The sequence below is a fragment of the Nocardia altamirensis NBRC 108246 genome (assembly GCF_001612685.1).
Lineage (GTDB): Bacteria > Actinomycetota > Actinomycetes > Mycobacteriales > Mycobacteriaceae > Nocardia > Nocardia altamirensis.
Genome location: NZ_BDAY01000019.1, coordinates 130,770 through 151,312, shown reverse-complemented (window position 1 = coordinate 151,312; position 20,543 = coordinate 130,770). Strand labels below are relative to the sequence as shown.

Genomic DNA, 20,543 nt, shown 5'->3' with positions numbered 1-20,543 from the left:
CTGAAGCATTCTTGAGGTCAAGGGCGTGTCTACGCCATAGACCAGACGACCTCGGCGCCCACATCGTGGGCGCCGAGGTCAGCGAATTCGAGATTGCGCAGGAGATCCTGCTCTAGACGGACGCGTTTTCCCGCTCGACCGCGTCGGGGAACGCCTGCTGCTGATAACCGCCGCGCAGGGTGCCGTCCAGGTAAGCGGCCCGGCAGGCCCGCCTGGCGATCTTGCCGCTGGAGGTGCGCGGAATCGAACCCGCAGGCACAAGCAGCACATCGCGCACGGTGACGCCGTGCCGCTGCGATACCGCCGCGCGGACGGTGTCGGCGACCGGATCGGTCTCGAGCTTGCCTGCCCCGGTGTTGCGTTCGGCAACGATCACCAACTGCTCGGAGGTGTCGTCGGCGTCGAACCGCAGGCCAGAGTGGCTGTCCTTCGCGAAGACCAGCTCCGGAAGTTCGTTGGCGGGCACCGAGAATGCCGCGACGAAGCCGGGGCGCAAGGCGGTGCTCGATTCCTGCGCGGAGTACTCGAGATCCTGCGGGTAATGGTTGCGGCCGTCGACGATCACCAGGTCCTTCACCCGGCCGGTGATGTACAGCTCGCCGTCCAGATAGGCGCCGTAGTCGCCGGTGCGCATCCAATTGGCGTCGTCGGGTGTGCCTTCGGCGTGACTGCCCGCCGGCTGCCTGGCAACGATTTTGGCCTGGAAGGTGGCCTTGGTCTCGTCCGGGCGACCCCAGTAGCCGATGCCCATGTTCTCGCCGTGCAGCCAGATCTCGCCGACCTCGCCGTCCGCGCGCTCGACCCCGGTCTCCGGATCGACGATCGTCGCCCACTGCGACAACGCAACGTAACCACAGGAGACCTGGGCGATCGCGTTGTCGGTGCCCTGCTCGACCTCGACCATCCGGCCCGAATTCAGTTCGCCGCGATCGACATACACCACCCGCGCCTCGTCCTCGGCCTTGGTCGCCGACACGAACAGCGTCGCCTCGGCCATGCCGTAGCACGGCTTGATCGTCGTCTTCGGCAGCCCGTACGGCGCGAACGCCTCGTTGAACTTCTTCATCGACGACACCGACACCGGCTCACTGCCGTTGATCAGACCGATCACATTCGACAGGTCCAGCTCTTCGCCCGGCTTCGGCTTACCACGCGCCGCGGCATGCTCGAACGCGAAATTCGGTGCCGCGGCGAAGGTCCCGGCGCCATCGGAAGCGGCGGCCAGTTCCTTGATCCACCGGTACGGACGACGGACGAACGCGCTCGGCGACATGATGGTGATGAATCCGCCGCCGACGGTCGGCAGAATCACGCACAGCAGACCCATGTCGTGGAACAACGGCAGCCAGGTGACACCGCGCGAATTCTCGGTCACGCCAATGGCATCGATCATCTGCAAGAGATTGGTGCCGACCGCGCGGTGCGTGATCTCAACGCCCGCAGGGGTTCTCGTCGAGCCCGAGGTGTATTGCAGATAGGCGACGCTGTCGATATTGATATCCGGGCGAACCCACGCCGAACCGACGCTGTCCGGAATCGCTTCCACCGCAATAATTCGCGGGCGCTGCGTCGCAGGCAGATGCCGGAAGAAGTTCCGCACCCCGACCGCCGCCGAGCTCACGGTGAGAATGGCCGCCGGGTTGCAGTCGCTCAGCACCGCGGTCAGCCGGTCGGTGTGTCCCTGCTCCTCCGGATCGAACAGCGGGACCGCGATATTGCCCGCGTAGACCGCGGCGAAGATGGACACGACATAGTCCAGCCCCTGCGGCGCCAGGATCGCCACCCGGTCGCCTGGCTGCGTCACCTGCTGCAACCTGGCCGCGACCGCACGCAGCCGGACGCCGAACTCACGCCAGGTCAGGTCTTGGTACTCGCCATCGCGTTCCCGCGAATAGTCGATGTAGCGGTAGGCGAGGTCGTCGCCGTTCTCCGCGCTGTGCTTGTCGACGAAGTCGATCAGAGTCTTGTCACCGCGGATCTTGATATTGCCCTGATCATCCAAATAGTCGTCGAAGGTCTCGTCGATCATCGCCTTATCCTTTTGCCAACGCACGCACTCAGGCCGTGCAGTTACACCGAACACAGGTCGATAACGAAGCGTCGGGAAGGCTAGCAGGTGCGCCGCCTTCCGTCGTTCAGTACCGCCCGAAGGCAATCGCCACGTTGTGTCCGCCGAAACCGAACGAGTTGTTCACGGCGTAATCGATCCGGCCCGACCGGCTTTGCCCTTTGACCACGTCGAGGTCGATTTCCGGGTCCTGATTGTCCAGATTCAGCGTCGGCGGGACGATGCCGTCGCGAATGGCGAGCACGGTGATCACCGACTCCAGCGCGCCGACCGCGCCGATCGAATGTCCGAGCGCCGACTTGGGCGCGTAGACCGAGGCGTGCTTGCCGACCGCCGACGAAATCGCCAGCGCCTCAGCGGTATCGCCGATCGGGGTTGCGGTCGCATGCGCGTTGACGTGCGTGACGTCCTGCTTGCTCAGCCCGGCCTTCTGGATCGCCCGTGTCATCGCGCGCGCCGCGCCCTTGCCCTCGAGATCGGGCGCGACCAGGTGGAACGCGTCGGAGGTGATGCCTGCGCCCATGATTCGCGCGTGAATGGTCGCGCCGCGCGCCTTCGCGTGCTCCTCGGTCTCGATGATCATCATCGCGCCCGCCTCGCCGAACACGAAGCCGTCGCGGTCCTTGTCGAACGGCCGCGAGGCGCTCTTCGGGTCGTCGTTGCGGGTGCTCATCGCCCGCATCATGGTGAATGCCGCGATCGGCACCGCCTGAATGGAACCTTCCACGCCGCCGGTGACGACCATGTCGGCGTCGCCCATGACGATCATCTGCCACGCGTTGGCGATCGCCTCCGAACCCGACGAGCAGGCCGACACCGGCGTGACGACGCCCGCGCGCGCACCGAGCTCCAGACCGACGCAGGCGGCCGAGCCGTTCGGCATCACGCGCTGCACGGTGAGCGGTGAAATCTTGCGGTAGCCACCATTTTTCAGGCGATCACGGGCGTCGATCAGGTACTCGCCGCCGCCGAGTCCGGTGCCGATGGCGACACCGAGCCGGTCCTTGTCCACTTCGGGACTGCCCGCGTTGCGCCACACCTCGCGGCTCAGCACCGTGGCCATCTGCTCGACGTAGGACATCGTGCGGACCTCGGACCTGGTCAGACTCTCGGCAGGCGGGACCTTGAGATGCCCGCCGATGCGCACCGGTAATTCGAACTGCTCGACGAAACTGTCCTCGAGCACGTCGATGCCGCTCTCCCCGTTGAGCAGGCCTTTCCACGTCGAGTCGATGTCACCGGCGATCGACGTGGTCGCCGCCAGGCTGGTGACGACAACGTTGGGAAAGCTCCTGGTTTTGGAAGGTACCTGCATTTTCGCTCACTTCCCTAGCCTCGCTCTGGAAACTTGCCGAGCTGGAAACACTGGTGAAGCCGAAAACCTTGTCGAGCATGGGCATTTCACATGCGACGTGCCGCGGGCGGCCACGAGTGCCGACGCCGCCGCGTCGGCGGCCGCGAAGGGCTCGCTGGAGCGCAGGCAGATCAGCGTGCCAACCTGTCATCAGGGCAGCACCCGCGATCGGCCGATAACCATTATCGAGGGGCAGCGCACCGATCACTTCGCTGACACGCGGACGGTACCAGGTGCACGGTCATGGCGTAGTTCGCGGACGGCGCCAACCAACTCGAGTACCCTGCTCACCGGGCACGAGGCGACGTCGGCGGCGTCTCGACCGAGGACGCGAGGAAAGGGACGGTCGTGACGGGCGCGCGGATGGTCGGGCTGTTCGCCGGGATCGGCGGGCTCGAACTCGGCCTCGGCCGCAATGGCTGGGAGACCGAGCTGCTCTGCGAGATCGATGCCGGAGCCCAAGGGGTACTCGCAGCTCAATTCCCTGATGTGCCACTGCATTCCGACATCACCAGGCTGCGTGCGATACCGGCGGGCACCGAGCTGGTCGCTGCCGGATTTCCCTGCCAGGACCTGTCTCAAGCCGGGCGCACCGCAGGCATCACCGGCACCAGGTCCGGCTTGGTCGACGAGGTGTTCCGGCTGGTACGGCGCAAGCGCGGGCCGCGCTGGCTGTTGATCGAGAACGTGCCGTTCATGCTGCAGCTCGGTCGCGGCGCGGCGATGCGGCACATCACCAGCGCCCTGGAAGAGCTCGGATACACCTGGGCTTATCGAGTGGTGGACGCGCGGGCGTTCGGGCTGCCACAGCGGCGTCAGCGGGTGCTGATGCTGGCTTCGCGGACCGAGGACCCGCGCGGGGTGCTGTTCGGCGAGGACGCAGGGCCGCGCATCGTCGGTGACGCCGACAACGATCCGTGCGGGTTCTATTGGACCGAGGGCGTGCGTGGGCTCGGCTGGGCGGTGAACGCAGTGCCGACGCTGAAGGGCGGGTCGGCGCTCGGCATCGCGAGTCCGCCCGCCGTTCGGCTGCCGTCCGGTGAGATCGTCACGCCGGGGCTGGTGGATGTGGAACGGCTGCAAGGTTTCGACGCGGGGTGGACCGCGCCGGCGACCGAGGTGCCCGGCGTCCGGCACGGGCATCGATGGAAGCTGGTCGGCAACGCGGTGAGCGTGCGGATGGCCGACTGGGTCGGATCCCGGCTGGCCGCGCCGCTCGACCCGATTCCAGGCGACCAGCCGTTGCCGCCCGACACGCCGTGGCCCGTGGCCGCGTGGGGCAGGAACGGGGTCGCCTACCGGGTGCCCGTTTCGACCTGGCCGGTGCACGAGCCGTACGAGGATCTGCGGAACTTCCTCACCGATTCGCGGCTGCTCTCGGCGCGGGCGACCGCAGGGTTCCTCCGGCGAACCGGCATGGGCAGCTTGCGATTTCCGCCGGGATTCCTCGACGACGTGGAGAGCCATCTCGACCGAATGGGCGGCTGGGCGGCATGAGTGCCGGGCCGCCCACCGATGCGGCGACCAGCGCGCGGATGTCGCGGCAACGGCGGGCAGGGACGAAACCCGAGCTGGCGTTGCGGCGGGAGTTGCATCGGCGCGGGGTCAGGTACTTCGTCGATCGGGCGCCGCTCCGTGGGCAACGGCGGCGGGCCGATCTGGTGTTTCCCCGGCGGCGGGTCGCGGTCTACGTCGACGGCTGCTTCTGGCATCGGTGCCCGCAGCACGCGACCGATCCGCGCAACAACGCGGAATGGTGGGCCGCCAAGCTCGCGGGCAATGTGGCCAGGGATCGCGCGACGGACGCGGCGCTGATCGAGGCGGGGTGGCAGGTGATCCGGGTGTGGGAACACGAGGATGCCGTTGCTGCGGCCGATCGCGTGCAGGCCGCGCTCGGCCGGTGATTCAGCGGCGACTCCGGACGCGGACCAACGTGCGTGGCGCGTGCGCGGCCAGGTAGCTCGATGCCACCATCACCGACATCACGACGACTCCGGCGGCGGCTGTTGCGTAGCCGATCATGGGACCTCCTCAGGAACGCTTCGGTTTCAGCCTGTCCGCCGAACCTGACAGGAGCCTGTGGACAAGGTGGCAAAGGCGTGTGTTTGGTTACCGTTGAACATCGGTCCAGCAGTAGGTAGGAGAATGAACTGGTGAGTGATAGCCAGAGGATCGCCGAACGGCGCGTGCGGGTGGCGTCTTTGGCGATCGCGACGGCCATCTTGATCGCCGGGGTTTGCTACTCGTCCTGGGTGCTCGAGTTCGTTCTGCCGATCGACGTCGACCCGGTCAACTCGTTTCTCAGCGAGTTGGACGCGGAGGGCAAGCCCTATCGGGCGGTCTTCGCGACCGCGGACAAGATCGTCGGAGCGCTGCTCATCCCCGCCGCGATCGGCGGACTGCTGGTGTTCCCCCGGCGCAGGCTCACCACCGTCGGCTGGGTCGCTCTGCTCTTTTTCGGCGCGGCGACCATTGCCGATGTGCTGCTTCCGCTGCGCGACTGCACGGCGAGCGACACCGCGTGCGGCGGTGGTCCCAGCGAGTTGTTCCCGCAGTTGCACCAGCCGCATGCGTTGTCGAGCACCATCGCGGTCACCTCGATCGCCGCGGCCACCTTCGCGTTCAGCCTCGCGGCGTTCCGCTACAACCGGTGGCGGATCCTGCGCGAGTTCGGACTCGTCGTGCTGGTGGTCGGCTCGGCGGCGACCGTGTGGATGCTGGTCGCCGACAATTTGCCCGGCGATTATGCGCTCGGCATCGCCCAGCGGATTCAGGTCGGTTCGATGTCGCTGTGGCTGATCACGTTGGCCGCCGCGGTGATCTTGGAGGGCCGGGAATGGACCGACCCCACCGATCGAACTACTTCACCTCGAGCTTGACCGAGTGACTCGCGGTCTTCGCGGGCAGCTTGGTGGTGTCGACGAAGAGGATCTCGCCGCTGTCCTGCACGCCGTTGGGCAACGTCTTCGGCTTGAGCCCGAACGGGGGCTGCTCGCCCTTGCTGCCCGCCAGCCCGAAGTCGCTGTCGTTGGCGATATAGAGCGTCTTGCCGCCGTCGAGGGTGGCGATGCCCTCGATCTTGTCGTGGCCGAAGAACTTTCCGTCCACGTCGAGATCCTTGACCAGGCCGTTGAGGTCGAGGTTCGTCGTCTTGGCCGCCGCGGTGATGCCGACCTTGCTCAGCGCGGCGACGGCCTCGGTGGTCGGCACGGTGCCGACCAACGCCTCCAGCGGCTTGCCGTCGACCAGCAGGCCGCCGCGTTCCGGATCGTATTGCGCGCCGGGCACCTTGGCGTCAGGGCCGACATCGGTGGCCTTGGCGATGTCGACGGTCCACAGCTTCTTGTCCGCCTTCGGCGCGAGGTTGCCGTCGCGCTCGTCGATCAGGAAGGTGGTTGCGCTCAGCGCGGTGATCTCCGAGTCGGCGACCTTGGTGGTCTTCGGGTTCTCCAACGGCACAACGAATTCCTTGACGGCCTTCGTCTTCAGATCGACGGTGACGATGCGGGTGAACGACACCTCCTTGGCAGAACCGTTGAGCCCGGGCGCATTCAGGGCGCTCTGCACCAGGCCGACAAGGGTGCTGCCATCCGGGGTGATGGTCAGGCCCTCCATACCCTGGTTCGGGGTGCGCAGCGAAAGTTCCTTGGGCAGACCCGATCCGGGCGCGAGGCGTTCGATCTCGCCGCCCTTGGCGTCGAAATGCACCAGGAACGGGCCGTATTCGTCGGACACCCAGAAGGTGCCGTCGGGCAGCGCGACCAGACCCTCGGGGTCGAGGCCGTGATCGGTGGGCGGCAACACGTTTCCGGCGAGGTCCTTGATGGTCTCGCCGGTGTTCGCGGCCACGTCGACCTGACCGTTGAACCCGACGCCCGCCGCGGTGTGCAGATCGAGCGAGGATTGCAGCACCGCGCGGGTGCCGACCAGCTTGAACTTGCCGATCTTCGGCACGAAACTCGGTGTCGGCGAAAGCTTCTCGTTCTTGCCAGGGCCGTCCACGTTCGGGCCGCGGTCGGTGAGCCCGTAGAACTCGTCCTTGCTGCCAGGCACCGGCGTCCATGCCGAGCCGAAGCCGCTGCCCTGCACCGTGGTTCCGCCGAACTCGCCGATCGCCGGGATGTCGGTGGTGTACAGGCGGACCGCGTCGGTAGTGGTCACCTGGAGGGTGTCCGTACCGGTGTAGCCCGGGTTCGGGGTGTAGACGAGTGCGCCGTCGACGCGACGGGTCACCTTCCCGTGCTCCGGGTCGGCGATGCGGATGGCGGCGCTGCCACCCGTCTTCGCGAGAAGGTCGTCCAGGGAGATCACCAGCGGCTTATCCTTGGTCGCGGTGAAATCCGCGGTCGAATTCGAAGAGGAACAGCCTGCGGCCAGCACACCGACGCAAAGCACGGCGACGGCGACGACTCGGGGACGAGAGACAGCTTTCACCGGGACTGCGTACCGCGCGGATCCGACATCCGGTCGACGCGGGGATGACAACTCGGTGTCGAAACACGGTTCGAGGCACAGGCAAGCCCATGACATGCTGACGCCATGACTGCTCGTGTGAACATCTCCTCCGGCTCCGAATTCGAAGATCTCGTCGGCTACAGCCGCGCCGTCAAGCTCGGCAATACCATCGTGGTCAGCGGCACAACGGCATCGCTGCCCGGTGGCCAGGCGGTCGGCGGCGACGACATCGGCGAGCAGACCAGGGAAGTCCTGCGCCGCATCGACACCGCACTCACCGAGGCGGGCGCGAGCTTCGCCGATGTGGTCCGCACCCGCATCTTCGTCACCGATATCTCGCGCTGGGCCGAGGTCGGCAAGGCGCACGCCGAGGTGTTCGGCGACATCCGCCCCGCCACCTCCATGTACGAGATCAGCGCACTGATCACCCCGGCCCTGCTGGTGGAGATCGAAGTCGACGCGATCGTGGCCGAGTAGCACGTCGGCGCGCCAGCGCGTCCGGTCCGCCGGTAATCCTCGGCGGGCCGGACCATCGGGTCGCTAGGGTCGCAGGTGTGACCAGCGACTCCTTAGTCTCACTCGACACTCTCGCCGAGGCGACCGATCGTCTCCTCGACAGCATCCGCAAGCTGGGCAACGACGACCTGACCGGTCCGTCGCTGCTGCCCGGCTGGACCCGCGGCCATGTGCTCGCGCACGTCGCACGCAATGCCGACAGCGTGCTCAATTTGCTGCTCTGGGCGCACACCGGAGTCGAGATTCCGCAGTACGCCAACATGTTTCTGCGTGACTTCGACATCGAGGCCGGCGCGCCACGGCCGATGGACGCACAACTCGCCGACAACGAGGCTGCCGCGAAACGCTGGCAGGCCGTGGCGAATTCACTGACCGACGAAGCGTGGCACGCGGAAGTCCGCACCAGGCAGGGGCGTCCGATCCCGGCCACCGAGGTGCGCTGGATGCGCTTGCAGGAAGTAGAGATTCACCACGTCGACCTGAACGTCGGGTTCACCCCCGCCGACTGGCCTGCCGACTTCGCCGCTCGAATCCTCGCCCAGGCGACCGTCGACATGAACCGAATCACCACCGCCGCAGCTGAACCCGTCCCCGCGTTCTCGTTGCGTGCCACCGACTCCACGTTCACCGGCATCGTCGGTGCAGGGACACCCGCCCAGACCATCAGCGGCCCGGTTGCCGCCCTGGCCGCCTGGTTGCTCGGTCGCTCGGACGGCGCCGACCTCACCGGCGATCTGCCCGCGCTGCCCGACTGGAAGTAGACCGCAACGACGCCTTCGGACTGACCTGTGGGTCGGCCAGTTTCAACGAGTGGCACATGGCTGCGGCAAAGTGCGAGAAGGCCTCTCCGTGGTGTGCCACTCGTGCCGGAGAACAGGAAAGCCCCGCCCTGAGGGCGGGGCTTTGCCGTGTGTGGTGGTTGTTGTTCGTCTTTTCTGCCATCTGACTCTTGACCAGAGCTTTCCGTAAGTGGAGACTTACCGTTCGTGAGCACTAACCAAGAGGGTGATGGATGGGACGCACTCGGGGATCGCACTCGGCGTGCGATCGTCGCGTGTTTGGCGGAGCGTCCGCGGGCCGTCGGTGAGCTAGCCGATGAGCTGCCGGTCAGCAGGCCCGCGGTGTCCCAGCATCTGAAAGTCCTCAAGGATGCGGGGCTGGTCACCGACCGCATGGCAGGCACGCGCCGTATCTATCGGCTGAACCCGGCCGGTGTGGCGGCATTGCGCGACCAGCTCGACACGTTCTGGAACCGAGCGCTGGCCGGGTACGAGGACGTCATCGAAGAATCGACAGAGGAGAGTTCATGACTCAGGCACCGGCCGCGGTGGTCCGCAAGCAGATCGTCGTCGCAGCACCCATCGAGCGCGCCTTCACCGTATTCACCGAGCGTTTCGGGGATTTCAAACCACCAGAGCACAACCTGCTCGGGGTCGCCATCGCCGAAACCGTCTTCGATCCGCGAGTAGGCGGACACATCTACGACCGTGGCGTCGACGGCAGCGAATGCCATTGGGCGCGCATTCTCGCCTACGAGCCGCCCGATCGGGTCGTCTTCAGCTGGGATATCGGCCCGCAATGGCAGATCGAGACCACACAGGACAACACCAGCGAAGTCGAGGTCCGCTTCATCGCCGAGACCCCACAGCGCACCAGAGTCGAACTGGAACACCGCAATATCGACCGGCACGGACCCGGCTGGCAGGCCATCACCGATGGTGTCGACGGCGATGCAGGCTGGCCGCTGTACCTGAGTAGGTACGCCGCCCTGTTCGCAGAATAGCTCTGAGGTCGGCAAAAGCCCTGCCGCTCAAGATGATTCGATGTCGGCGGGGCTTTGCCGCCAGCGCGAGCGCTACGAGTTCCATCAACCCACCGCGGCCTTGGCCTGTGGCCAGATGCGGGCCAGGTCGATCAGGTGCGCGAGCTCGGCGTCGAAATCGTGCGCAACCACGGGCAATGGCGGTGGTGCCCCGGTGCCGGCGGGCGGTAAGCCTGTCTTTCTGGCCTGCGCCGCTCGCACCAGCCGATGTGCGTACTCGGCAATCCCCCGGTCCGATTTGGGCTCGCGTACGGTATTGCGTTGCGTTTCACCGGTTTCGGCCGGGAGGTAAGCGCCAAGGTGAAGCATTGCATCGCGGATTTCCACAGTCATCCGCAGTAGACGGGTGGCCGGATCCGAGTCGTGCCGCGCATCGGCAGGCATGACAATCTCCGGAACCGCCGCGGTGAGATCACGCCACAGCGGCAACAGCCGACGGCAGGTTCTGGTGGCGCGATCCATACCCGCTCGCCGCACCAACTCCGCGACAAGCGGTATCGCGTGCAGTGTCGTATTGGTCGCGACCCACAGGATGAACGCAGCCTGGACCAGCGACAGCTGTGGTCCATCGGGCAATCCGGTGGCCAGCTGGGAAAGCGCGAGCACCTGCGCACCCCAGAGAACGGCATTGCTGCCGATCAGGCCGATACACACGATCCGCGCCGCGCGCGGAGTATCGACATCACGGAGTGCGCCGAGGCAGCTGCGAGTGATCACGAACGTGGTGAAGGTGACAGCAAAGGCGCAACCGATGCCCAGTCCAACCCCCACGATACGCAGGTCGATCGACCGTCCCGAGTATCTGGCAGATGCCACGGTCAGGACTATCAAGGCCGTCGCGGCCAGGGCCAGGAGACCGGCGTTGCGCTGGTTGCGCCATACGGAATCAGCGCTGACGAGCCGACCAATGCTGTTCAGGTATGTGGTGGTCATGAGAACGCAGCCCAGGGCAAGCTGATTCGCCGGGTCATCGATGGTCGGCGTCGACGCGCACTGATATATCAGCAGGGTCGCGATGCACCACAGGCCCACGTGGTTTACGAGCCGATCGATAACAGCGCCGCCGACAAGCCATAACCGACCCGACCCGACAACAGTGACGTAGCCGATCACTACCCAGGACACGACTCCCGGTATCGGTGACGACATCGACGCATCCTCTTTGGTCCAGCAGAACTCGTGCCCGTCGGAGGATACTGCCGCCTCGGCCGCACAAACGGAAGTAATGCGAGCAAGCTGGCAGATGGAATCGCAAGACAACCACCATGTTTCGTGGTGGAACTTGCGACGTCGCGCACGGGTGGGTTTCGCGGACGTAGCGAACGCGTTCGGTCTCGTGGGGACGAGGGGCGAACGCATGAAGGGCGTGGAGGCTGCCTCCGAGCAGATGCGCCACGGCTCCACGGCGATCACCCAACTGCGGGAAGGCATGGGCTGACGCCGAAGCTGTGACTGTGGCAGATCCGACGGATGCCTCGTGAAATGATGAAAGCCCTGGCAGTTGGCCTGCCAGGGCTTTCATGTTGTGCGGCTGAAGGGATTCGAACCCCTAACCTTCTGATCCGTAGTCAGATGCTCTATCCGTTGAGCTACAGCCGCGTGGTTATTCAGTTGTTGTACTCGGTTACCCGAGTGTGGCGGAGGCGAGAGGATTTGAACCTCCGGTCCCCGTGAAGGGACAACTCATTAGCAGTGAGTCCCATTCGGCCGCTCTGGCACGCCTCCTGGAGCCTTCTCTTCGAGGGCACCGGTCCTTTCGAACCGCCGAGCATGAAGGTTACAGGAGCCGTTGTCCAGATCGCAAAACGGCTGGTTATCAGCGTAAGTTGCTGTCGAACCAGTCGAAAATCCTGGTTTGTGAGTCGACGGTCGCGTAGTCGTCGTCGGTGACGGGACGGTCGGCGCGGTGGTTGAGCCCCGGGTAGCTGACGACCAGGCTGGCTACTGCCGCGCGGCCGGTCGCGTCGCGCAGTCGCTCGACTTCGGCGGGCGGGGTGGCTGGGTCGTCGGTGCCGAAGAGACCGAGCCACGGCGCCTGCAGGTGTGGGGCGACACACACGAGAGCGTCGGCCTGTTCGGTGAGCGGTTCGACGATGCCTGGTGCCGCGACGCTCACGGCGGCGCCGACCGGGCGGTTGGTGGCGACCAGGAAGGCGGCGGTGCCCGCGGAGTCGAAACCGAGCACCCCGATGGTGTCGGGGAAGACGCCGCGGCGGGTGAGCCAGTCGAAGCAGGCGTCGAAATCGTCGAAGAGTTCCTCGCCGAACACCTCACCCCGCGGATCGGTGCGATGAAACAGGTTGGGCACCACCACGGTCCAGCCTTCGGAGGCCAGCGCACCCATCAAAGCGAGCAGGGGGCCGGTGAACTCGCGGGATTCGTGCAGGATCACGATGCCGCCGCGGGCGTGCCCCTCCGGTTCGAGCACGATGATGGGCACTTGACTGTCGGCGGCCAGACGTCTCGTCTCGGTCGCAGGTTCGGGTTCCAGTTCGTCGGTGCGCAGCGGGGCAAGGTCGTTGTAAGTACCCGACATGAATCCAGGGTAGGGCGACTTCTTGATCTTCGGAAGAAATTCCTGTTGAGGCTCGGTTACCCACAGAATTTTCGGTACGCAGGCCTGACTTTCCGCGCGGCGACATATGGTTGGAGGGTGACAGCGTCAACCCGGCCGGACCTAGAGTCGATTCCGGCGTACGTCCCCGGCCGCAACCATCCCGGTGCGGTGAAGCTCGCCAGCAACGAAACCACGTTCGGTCCGCTCCCCTCCGCCGCCAAAGCCATCGCCGAGGCCGCCGAGCTGGCGAACCGGTATCCGGACAACCAAGCCGTCGAATTGCGCGCGGCGCTGGCCGATTTCCTCGGCGTCGCGCCGGAGAACATCGCCGTCGGCTGCGGCAGCGTCGCGCTGTGCCAGGAACTGGTGCAGATCACCTGTGACGCACCGACCGACGAGGTGCTGTTCGGTTGGCGCTCGTTCGAGGCGTATCCGATCGTCACCAAGGTCGGCAACGCGACAGCCGTGCAGGTGCCGCTCACCCCCGACCTGGTGTACGACCTGGATGCGCTGGCCGCGGCGGTCACCGAGCGCACCAAGCTGATCTTCGTCTGCAACCCGAACAACCCGACCGGCACTGCAGTCGGCAAGGCGGAGCTGACTCGCTTCCTCGACGCAGTGCCCAAGCAGGTGCTGATCGTGTTGGACGAGGCCTACTTCGAGTATCTGCGGCTCGCGCCGGAGGACTTCCCGAACGGCGTCGAGCTCGGCCGCACCCGGCCCAATGTTCTTGTGCTGCGCACCTTCTCGAAGGCGTACGGCCTCGCGGGGCTGCGCGCGGGCTATGCGGTCGGCGATCCGGCGGTGATCACGGCGCTGACGAAGGTGCACATTCCGTTCAGCGTCAACCGGGTCGCGCAGGCGGCGGCGATCGCTTCGCTGGAGGCGCGGCACGAATTGCTGGACCGCACAGACACTCTCGTTGTCGAACGGGACCGGGTGCGCGATGCGTTGCGCGCGGCCGGCTATCAGGTGCCGCCGAGCCAATCCAACTTCATCTGGCTGCCGCTCGGCGAGCGCACCGCGGAGTTCGGCGAGGCGAGTGCCGAGGCGGGAGTGCTGGTGCGTCCCTACGGCATCGACGGCGTGCGGGTGACCATCGGCGATCCGCACGAGAACGATCTGTTCCTCGAATTCGCCACGGACCCGGCGGTTGTCGCGCGCTTCCTCGGTTAAGGGTCTTACCTGCTGAGCGCGCCGGCGATCACCGGCCACGACCGCGCCAACTCGTCGGCCCAGTACGGCCACGAGTGGGTGCCGGTCGTGCGGAAGTCCGCGGTCACCGGGATCCCGAGCACGCGAAGCCGGTCGGTGAGCCTGCGCGTGCAGTTGTTGGTGGCCGCCTCGAGCGGCCCGCCGACGCTGATGGTGGTCGCCGCGTCGACACCGGGGGTGCCCGGCACATCGTGGACGCCAGGGATGCCGCTGCCGACGGACATGTAGATCGTCTTGCCGCGCAACGCTTCCGCGTGCAGCGTCACGTCGTGGTCGAGCCAGGCGGGATCGTCCTGCTGGCCGAACATGTTGTCCGGCACGCCCCGATAGGTGGCGATCACGGCCCTCGCCTGTGCCTGGCCGAGGTCGGTGCCCATGGAGAAACAGCCGCTGTGCGCCGCGATGGCGGTGTAGAGCTGCGGCTGCCGCACGGCGAGCATCATCGCGGCCTCGGCGCCCATGGACACGCCCATCACCGCGTTGCGGCCGTTGCCGTTGAACGTCGCGTCGATCAACGGTGGCAGCTCACGGGTCAGGAACGTCTCCCACATGTTCGTGCCGAGCACCGGATCCGGTTTCTGCCAGTCCGTGTAGAAGCTGGCCGGGCCGCCGACCGTGAGGACGACGTTGACGTCCTTGTCCTCGAAGAACGTGTCGGCGTGGCCGAGTTCGGTCCAGTTGTTGCTGGTCGGGCTCGCGCTGCGGCCGTCGAGCATGTAGACGGTCGGGCGCGGCTTCGCGGTGTCGCGCGGTAGCAGCACCTGCACTTCGACGAGGCGGCTCATCGCGGGTGAGGCGACGAACACGCGCAGCCATCGGTCGTTGATCGGTTCGATGTGGTCGATCGCCGGGTGCGCCGGCTGCTTGGTCGTCGGCTCGGCGGGGGCCGGGCCGTCCGAGGAGCCGGTGCTCGGTTTCGGATCATCCGGGGGCGCCGCCGACAGTTGCGGAGCGCCGAACGTCACAGCACCCGAAATCAGTGCTGCGCTGACCAAGACGCTGGAAACCCAGCGCCGCACCCCACGCCGAGACAGCATGCGACCCATCCTGCCAGAAATGCCCGGCTCGATCGGGTGGCCATAGCGGGTCGCAATAATATGTGACCAGGGCCACTTTCGCTGCTCGGTCGGCGAGCACATGGGCCTGCCTGCACATTTCCATCCGGAACGGCTCTCGGCCACGGGACGGCGGGCCGACGGCCGAGCCGAAGCCGTTGTATCCGAGATCACCGAAATCCGGCCGTCGGCACCCCAGCCGGTCGACAGTTCGACACCGACTCGCAACCATTGCGGCGAATGTCCAGTCACGACGTGGCGCACGAGCACCCACCGTGAGTACGCGGGCTACCGGACGACTCGAGCAACACCAGAGCCAAGAGGGCGTGCCGATCCGGCCACGACAAGGCCGGATGCGCGCGGACAACCCTTGACGCGTTCGCATTGCGCACGAGCAAACGCGCACGCCGACATCAACTGCCAGAGTCAATGACACTGAACGTCACCAATTTTCAGCGCCGACGTGGACCAACCCAGCAAATCCAGCAAATCCGGGCACACCATCAGCACACTCGCCGTACGCTACTCTCCGGGCCTTTCCGGGCATGAACTAGGACGCGCATGATTGTTGATCCGCACCATCGGCATCGAGGTCATTACGCTGCGCACATACCCAGCAAACAGACCGGCCGCTCGGTACGGAGCAGGGACAGTCCCTGCGTGGCAACAATCATTTTCGGGCAGAAGCTAATTCCCGGCATCGCACTCGCACCCCGCACCCGCGGACCACCGGCGAGCGATGCTGCCGGCTGCGCACCTGCGCGAATTCTCCCGCTCGAACTTGTCTGTTTCACCGCAGTACCTATGCCCGACCGGAGAAAACCGTGAATCCTGTGTTACCCGCAACACCGATCGAAAACTCGCCTGACACAAAACCTTTCAGCACCGACCTGAAACGCCGGCTGCGCGAGTGCGACGAATTCTTCCGCATGCCAGAACTGGCCCACCTGTCGTCCCAGCGCCGCCGCACCGCGCTGGAACAACTCGAACAGACCGGCAGCTACCAGCAGACCGCCGAGGAAATCCTGATCGGGGCCAAACTCGCGTGGCGCAATCACGCCCGCTGTGTCGGCCGAAAGCATTGGCGCTCACTGAAACTGCTCGACGCGCGGCGAGTGCGGTCCGCGCGCGACCTGGCCGAGGTCTGCTGGCAGCACCTGCAGATGGCCACCAACGGCGGCGCCATCCAATCGATGATCACCGTCGGGCCGCCGCGACAGCCGGACGGGCGCGAGTTCCGCATCGTCAGCCCGCAGCTCATCCGCTACGCGGGCTACCGCAACGGAGACGGCACGGTCACCGGCGACGCGGCGAACATCACCCTCACCGAGTTCGCGATGAAACTCGGATGGCGTGGCGCCAGAACACCATTCGACATTCTCCCGCTGCTGATCAGCACGCCGGACGAACCGATCCGCTGGTTCGACATCCCGCCAGAGCTGGCCCGCGAGGTTGAGCTGGAGCATCCGGAGTTCGAATGGTTCGCCGGACTCGGCCTGCGCTGGCACGCGCTGCCCGCGGTCTCCAACATGAACCTCGAGGTCGGCGGCATCACCTACCCGTTCGCGCCGTTCAACGGCTGGTACATGGGCGCCGAGATCGGCGCACGCAACCTGAGCGACACCAACCGCTACAACATGCTGCCGCTGATCGCCGAAATGATGTGCCTCGATACGCGCTCCGAACGCAACCTGTGGCGTGACTCGGCCCTCGTCGAACTCAATCGCGCTGTGCTGCACAGTTTCCGCAAATCAGGCGTCTACATCGTCGACCACCACACCGTCGCCAAACAGTTCTGCGATCACGTCAAACGCGAAGAAGCAGCGGGCCGCACCTGCCCCACCGACTGGAGCTGGATCAACCCCCCGATCTCGTCCGGCCTGACCCCCACCTTCCACCGCTACTACGACCCACCCGACCCCGACATCCGCCCCAACTTCGTCCGGCGAGATTTCAGCGGCGACCCCGAGGAGTAATCCCGCTGTCTCCGTGGCGACAGGGTTCGGTGCGGAGGGGCGCAGGCTCGGGGCGAGCCTGCGCCGCCTCTAGCGGGTCGGGTCAGCTTCCGAAGCTGCCGGTTGCGGGCTTGCCGGAGGGGACGGCGACGGTGACGGTTTCGCCGAGCTCGTAGCCGCCTGCGGGGCTGGTGTCGGCGCAACCGCCGCGGGCGGTGATGGTGGATCCCGGCTGGAGACCGGTCAGCGACGTCTTGATCGTCTGGCCGGGTTGCGCCAGCGACTCCGGCTTGGCCTCACCGAAGAAGACGTGGTCGTTGTTGGGGCCGACGCCTGCCTCGGCCCAGCACTGGCCGCGGTCGTTCGGGTTGTGCAGGGTCGCGGTCACCGTGCCTGGTCCGGTGCCTTCGAAGGTGACCACGGGGGCCTTGAAGGGGGACGCCGCAACCGCGGGCGCGGCACTGAAGGGGGTTAGTGTGACCGCCGCAGCGGAAACAGCCAGCAGGAAAGCTCCTCGAATTCGTCTGTTCATCACACGATCCGATCCTGCCCCGCAACAGGTTCCAGCACAATGGAAACTACTGCCCCCGAGAATAGGGGCTCGCCGCAGATCCGCTTCGTCGCCCAACGCCGCACTCGCCGATAACAGGTGCCTGCGTGGTTCTTGGCGGAGACGGAGGGATTTGAACCCTTCTAGGGGTGCTGGTTGGGGCATCAGGACCCCCTCTACCAGCTGAAACACATCACCGTGACTTACACCGATTGACCCGGATTCACAGCGGATTGTGGCCAGGATGTGTCCACGGCACGGACAAGCGGCCCGGCACCTTCACCAGGTGCCGGGCCGCAGTCGTTTCCTCTCGGACGGCCGGTGCCGCTCAGTACTCCCGCGATGCGTCCGGCTTCATGCGCCCAGCGGCAATCAGTGTTTGCCGTGCTGCCGCCTTGCGCGGACATTCATCCGCGCGGCACTCTCGATGCCGCTGCATAGTGGCGTGCGCTTCCGGCACACTCAGGGTCCGATCGGGTGCCTCGTGCGGCCATCCCCTTGGCCACAGCCCCACATCGGAAGGGTGCTCATCCTTGACCCGACTACGTCGGCGTTCAGCTCGCCATTCGGCTTGGACGCGGTCCACGATCTCTTGGACAGACATGCCGTCTGACTCGGTCTCCCGCCACCAGTTGAACCCCACCGCTTCACCCCTGCCGCGTTCGATGTCGTTGGGTGGCACCCACCGCCGGGGAGCTAGCGAACCGTTCGACCCGGCGGCGGGGCTGAAATCAGCTTCGTGGCTGGCGAGGCCGTTAAGGGTCAGTAGAGGGACAGAGCGAGGTGATCGATCTACGCTCGAAACATGGGCCATGCAGGGCGGCGAATTGCCGCCGAACGCAAGGTAGCCGGACTCAGCCAGCGCCAGTTGGCTACCCGCGCCGCCTACAGCCTCAGCATGGTCAAGGCAGTCGAGCAAGGGCGCGAACCGGCATCACCGGGATTCGTTGCCGCCGCTGCGAAAGCGCTTGGTATCGAGCCGGAGCAACTGACCGGGACGCCGTACTACGACACTCTCGAAGAGGACGGACCACTCGAGGGTCTTACCGAATTGCGCGCCATCTTGGCCGAAGGCACTTACGTTCGACCGCTTGAACCCCTGCCGCTTGCACAGCTCACCAAGTCCTTGGCCGATGTCAATCGCGCATACCGAAATGACAAGGGCCGTACTGCATTAACCCGGCTCCCTGTGCTGATTCGTCAGCTGTACGGCGCGCTGCACGCAGCATCAAACGATGCCGAACGTGGTCGAATCTTCTCGCTCCTGGCCCACGCGTATATCCAGTCGGAGCGGCTGACACACCGGTTTGGTTTCATGACGCTCACGTTGCCGTCGCTGGACCGATTGGAATGGGCGGCTGCACAAGCCGATGATCCGCTGTATGCCGTGCAGGCCAAGCCCCGGCGAGCGAAGGTGCTGATGTATTACGGGTCCAACGATGTCGGCCTCCAGCTTGTCGACCAGGCCCTCGGCCAGATCAACGACGACGATCCCGCCTCGGTCGAAGTGCTCGGATTCACCCATCTGTCGGGGGCGATCATTTCCGCGCGAGATCGCCGACTCGATACCGCTCGTGACCACATCAGCGAGGCGAGGAAGTTAGCCCGATTCGTTAAGGGCGAATGCGACTCCTACGGCACCGTATTCAGCAAGGCGAACACCGAAATCCACTCCTGTGCAGTCGAATTAGAGGCAGGCGACCCAGGCAAAGCCGCGCGCGACGGATCGGCGTTGCACTTGCCCACCGATGTCGCACCGCCGCGAGCAGGCCATCATTGGCAAGACACGGCCCGCGCCTGGCTACTCGCTGGCCGGACAGACAACGCGCTCAAAGCACTCAATACGGCCCGCAGCGTCGCGCCCCAGCAGACCAAACTGCACCCCGGCGTCCGCGAAACGCTGTACGGGATCGCCGCAGCCGAGCGGCGCCGCAGTGACAGCCTGGGTGCATTCGCGCGATGGGTCGGCGTCACCCTCTGACCTACGGCTCGCCCGCCGAACGTGTGACTTGTGGCTGTCTCTGCTGGGACGATGGGCCAGTGAACGAGAACGGAGCGCCTGTCCTGTACGCCATCGTGACCGGTGCACGAGTCGCCCGAGACGTCGACAAACTGATTGATCTGGCACACGCAGACGGTTGGGATGTGTGCGTGATCGCCTCACCGAATGGCCGCCGATTCATCGATACTGATGCTCTGGCGGCTAAGACCGGTCACCCGGTGCGTAGCGAGTACAAAGATCCCGATTCGCCGGACGCGCTTCCTCCTGCCGACGGAATGATTGTCGCGCCGATCACCTCCAACTCGCTCGCGAAGTGGGCGGCGGGCATCTCCGATACCTTGCCGCTTGGGCTCCTGGTCGAAGGCGTCGGACTGGAGCTGCCCGTCGTAGCAGTACCGTTCGCCAATCGAGCATTGATCAGTTTTCCTGCCGTGCAGGACGCAGTACACAAGCTCTCGCAATGGGGCGTAGCCATGCTGGTTGAAGACACACCACACGAACCGAAGTCCGGTGGCGACGCCGCCGACCGGTTCCCGTGGGCCGCAGCATGGCAAGCACTACTCGACGACCCGCGGTTGTCTATACCGAAGTAGGCCGCTCTTGAAACTCACACCCCCGCCTACTGACTCGACACGGCAGTCAGGATTTCTCTCTCCCCAGGGCGGCTCGTCATCCTCATAGTTCTGGTGACACCGCGCGGAACGCCCGGGCGCGGTGTCGGTGCGGCCATGTACACCCCTCGAAATTGCTATCCAATTCCCCACCAACACAAGGCAATTCACACAAACGTCCAGGTCAGAAGTCATGTCGAGCGCGAATGTTCTGAGCTCTGTCGTCGGGCGGCAATTCTTAGCCCTCTGACCTGCAACTGTTCGGGATCACGACAGCTTTGGTTGCAATCCCGCACAACGTTCAGAGTTTTTTTATATGCCGCTCGATCGCGGTATGCCTTGCAGCCCATGCGGCCTCAGCTATCAGCCATGTTGCGATTGAC

At 65.6% G+C, this 20,543-nt stretch carries 18 protein-coding genes and 2 tRNA genes; 11 read left to right on the top strand and 9 right to left on the bottom strand.

The genetic code is table 11. From position 1 onward, the window contains the following. Positions 1-112 precede the first annotated feature (112 nt). Positions 113-2,029, bottom strand: coding sequence for a long-chain-fatty-acid--AMP ligase FadD32 (gene fadD32, locus NA11_RS12935; protein WP_439957066.1), 1,917 nt, complete (start codon positions 2,027-2,029; stop codon positions 113-115). A gap of 106 nt (positions 2,030-2,135) precedes the next feature. Continuing rightward, positions 2,136-3,383, bottom strand: coding sequence for a KasA/KasB family beta-ketoacyl-ACP synthase (locus NA11_RS12930; RefSeq protein ID WP_069162077.1), 1,248 nt, complete (start codon positions 3,381-3,383; stop codon positions 2,136-2,138). Between the two features lie 402 nt (positions 3,384-3,785). Here NA11_RS12930 and NA11_RS12925 point away from each other — a divergent pair, with 402 nt between their 5' ends. From NA11_RS12925 to NA11_RS12915, 3 genes are all read left to right on the top strand, one after another. After that, positions 3,786-4,919, top strand: coding sequence for a DNA cytosine methyltransferase (locus NA11_RS12925; protein WP_174567684.1), 1,134 nt, complete (start codon positions 3,786-3,788; stop codon positions 4,917-4,919). Then, positions 4,916-5,326, top strand: a complete 411-nt coding sequence (locus NA11_RS12920) for a very short patch repair endonuclease (RefSeq protein ID WP_069162075.1) — start codon at positions 4,916-4,918, stop codon at positions 5,324-5,326. Before NA11_RS12925 ends, NA11_RS12920 begins: the two co-directional genes overlap by 4 nt. A gap of 249 nt (positions 5,327-5,575) precedes the next feature. Next, a complete protein-coding gene (locus tag NA11_RS12915) occupies positions 5,576-6,301 on the top strand; it encodes a DUF998 domain-containing protein (RefSeq protein WP_084654563.1) in 726 nt (241 codons plus the stop codon). On the opposite strand, the gene NA11_RS12910 is transcribed toward NA11_RS12915, so the two are convergent. Next, on the bottom strand, positions 6,282-7,856 hold the full coding sequence (locus NA11_RS12910) for an esterase-like activity of phytase family protein (protein ID WP_245745850.1): 1,575 nt from the start codon (positions 7,854-7,856) through the stop codon (positions 6,282-6,284). The two genes, NA11_RS12915 and NA11_RS12910, sit on opposite strands and share 20 nt — an antisense overlap. Before the next feature lie 105 nt (positions 7,857-7,961). Between NA11_RS12910 and NA11_RS12905 the strand changes: the two genes are divergently transcribed. The 4 genes from NA11_RS12905 to NA11_RS12890 all read left to right on the top strand — a co-directional run bounded on the left by NA11_RS12905 (position 7,962) and on the right by NA11_RS12890 (position 10,176). After that, positions 7,962-8,354: a RidA family protein gene (locus NA11_RS12905; protein WP_069162073.1), complete on the top strand. Its 393-nt coding sequence runs from the start codon at positions 7,962-7,964 to the stop codon at positions 8,352-8,354. A gap of 77 nt (positions 8,355-8,431) precedes the next feature. Then, on the top strand, positions 8,432-9,154 hold the full coding sequence (locus NA11_RS12900) for a maleylpyruvate isomerase family mycothiol-dependent enzyme (protein ID WP_069162072.1): 723 nt from the start codon (positions 8,432-8,434) through the stop codon (positions 9,152-9,154). 225 nt (positions 9,155-9,379) lie between these two features. Then, the gene (locus NA11_RS12895) at positions 9,380-9,703 is read left to right on the top strand and encodes an ArsR/SmtB family transcription factor (protein WP_069162071.1); all 324 of its coding nucleotides are present in this window, start codon (positions 9,380-9,382) and stop codon (positions 9,701-9,703) included. Continuing rightward, entirely contained in the window at positions 9,700-10,176 is a 477-nt protein-coding gene (locus NA11_RS12890; protein ID WP_069162070.1) for an SRPBCC family protein, read from the top strand. The genes NA11_RS12895 and NA11_RS12890 overlap by 4 nt, the downstream gene beginning before the upstream one ends. 84 nt (positions 10,177-10,260) lie before the next feature. Here NA11_RS12890 and NA11_RS12885 read toward each other — a convergent pair whose 3' ends face one another. The 4 genes from NA11_RS12885 to NA11_RS12870 all read right to left on the bottom strand — a co-directional run bounded on the left by NA11_RS12885 (position 10,261) and on the right by NA11_RS12870 (position 12,751). Further along, a complete protein-coding gene (locus tag NA11_RS12885; RefSeq protein WP_141717560.1) occupies positions 10,261-11,328 on the bottom strand; it encodes an MAB_1171c family putative transporter in 1,068 nt (355 codons plus the stop codon). A 413-nt stretch (positions 11,329-11,741) separates the two neighbouring features. Continuing rightward, a tRNA-Arg gene (locus tag NA11_RS12880) sits at positions 11,742-11,814 on the bottom strand. A gap of 36 nt (positions 11,815-11,850) precedes the next feature. Continuing rightward, positions 11,851-11,940 (bottom strand) — tRNA-Ser (locus NA11_RS12875). A 91-nt stretch (positions 11,941-12,031) separates the two neighbouring features. Next, positions 12,032-12,751, bottom strand: a complete 720-nt coding sequence (locus tag NA11_RS12870; protein ID WP_069162068.1) for a dienelactone hydrolase family protein — start codon at positions 12,749-12,751, stop codon at positions 12,032-12,034. Between the two features lie 117 nt (positions 12,752-12,868). Here NA11_RS12870 and hisC point away from each other — a divergent pair, with 117 nt between their 5' ends. After that, a complete protein-coding gene (gene hisC / locus NA11_RS12865; RefSeq protein WP_069162067.1) occupies positions 12,869-13,948 on the top strand; it encodes a histidinol-phosphate transaminase in 1,080 nt (359 codons plus the stop codon). A gap of 5 nt (positions 13,949-13,953) precedes the next feature. On the opposite strand, the gene NA11_RS12860 is transcribed toward hisC, so the two are convergent. Continuing rightward, entirely contained in the window at positions 13,954-15,024 is a 1,071-nt protein-coding gene (locus NA11_RS12860; RefSeq protein WP_069162128.1) for an alpha/beta hydrolase, read from the bottom strand. A gap of 869 nt (positions 15,025-15,893) precedes the next feature. Between NA11_RS12860 and NA11_RS12855 the strand changes: the two genes are divergently transcribed. Next, positions 15,894-17,018, top strand: a complete 1,125-nt coding sequence (locus NA11_RS12855; protein WP_141717564.1) for a nitric oxide synthase oxygenase — start codon at positions 15,894-15,896, stop codon at positions 17,016-17,018. Positions 17,019-17,100: 82 nt separating this feature from the next. On the opposite strand, the gene NA11_RS12850 is transcribed toward NA11_RS12855, so the two are convergent. Further along, on the bottom strand, positions 17,101-17,529 hold the full coding sequence (locus NA11_RS12850) for a hypothetical protein (protein WP_141717559.1): 429 nt from the start codon (positions 17,527-17,529) through the stop codon (positions 17,101-17,103). An 823-nt stretch (positions 17,530-18,352) separates the two neighbouring features. Between NA11_RS12850 and NA11_RS12845 the strand changes: the two genes are divergently transcribed. Both NA11_RS12845 and NA11_RS12840 read left to right on the top strand, forming a co-directional pair. Beyond that, positions 18,353-19,528 carry a helix-turn-helix domain-containing protein gene (locus NA11_RS12845; RefSeq protein WP_069162065.1) on the top strand — a complete coding sequence of 392 codons (1,176 nt, stop codon included), beginning with the start codon at positions 18,353-18,355 and terminating at the stop codon, positions 19,526-19,528. A gap of 23 nt (positions 19,529-19,551) precedes the next feature. After that, the gene (locus NA11_RS12840; RefSeq protein ID WP_369691128.1) at positions 19,552-20,142 is read left to right on the top strand and encodes a flavoprotein; all 591 of its coding nucleotides are present in this window, start codon (positions 19,552-19,554) and stop codon (positions 20,140-20,142) included. Positions 20,143-20,543 lie beyond the last annotated feature (401 nt).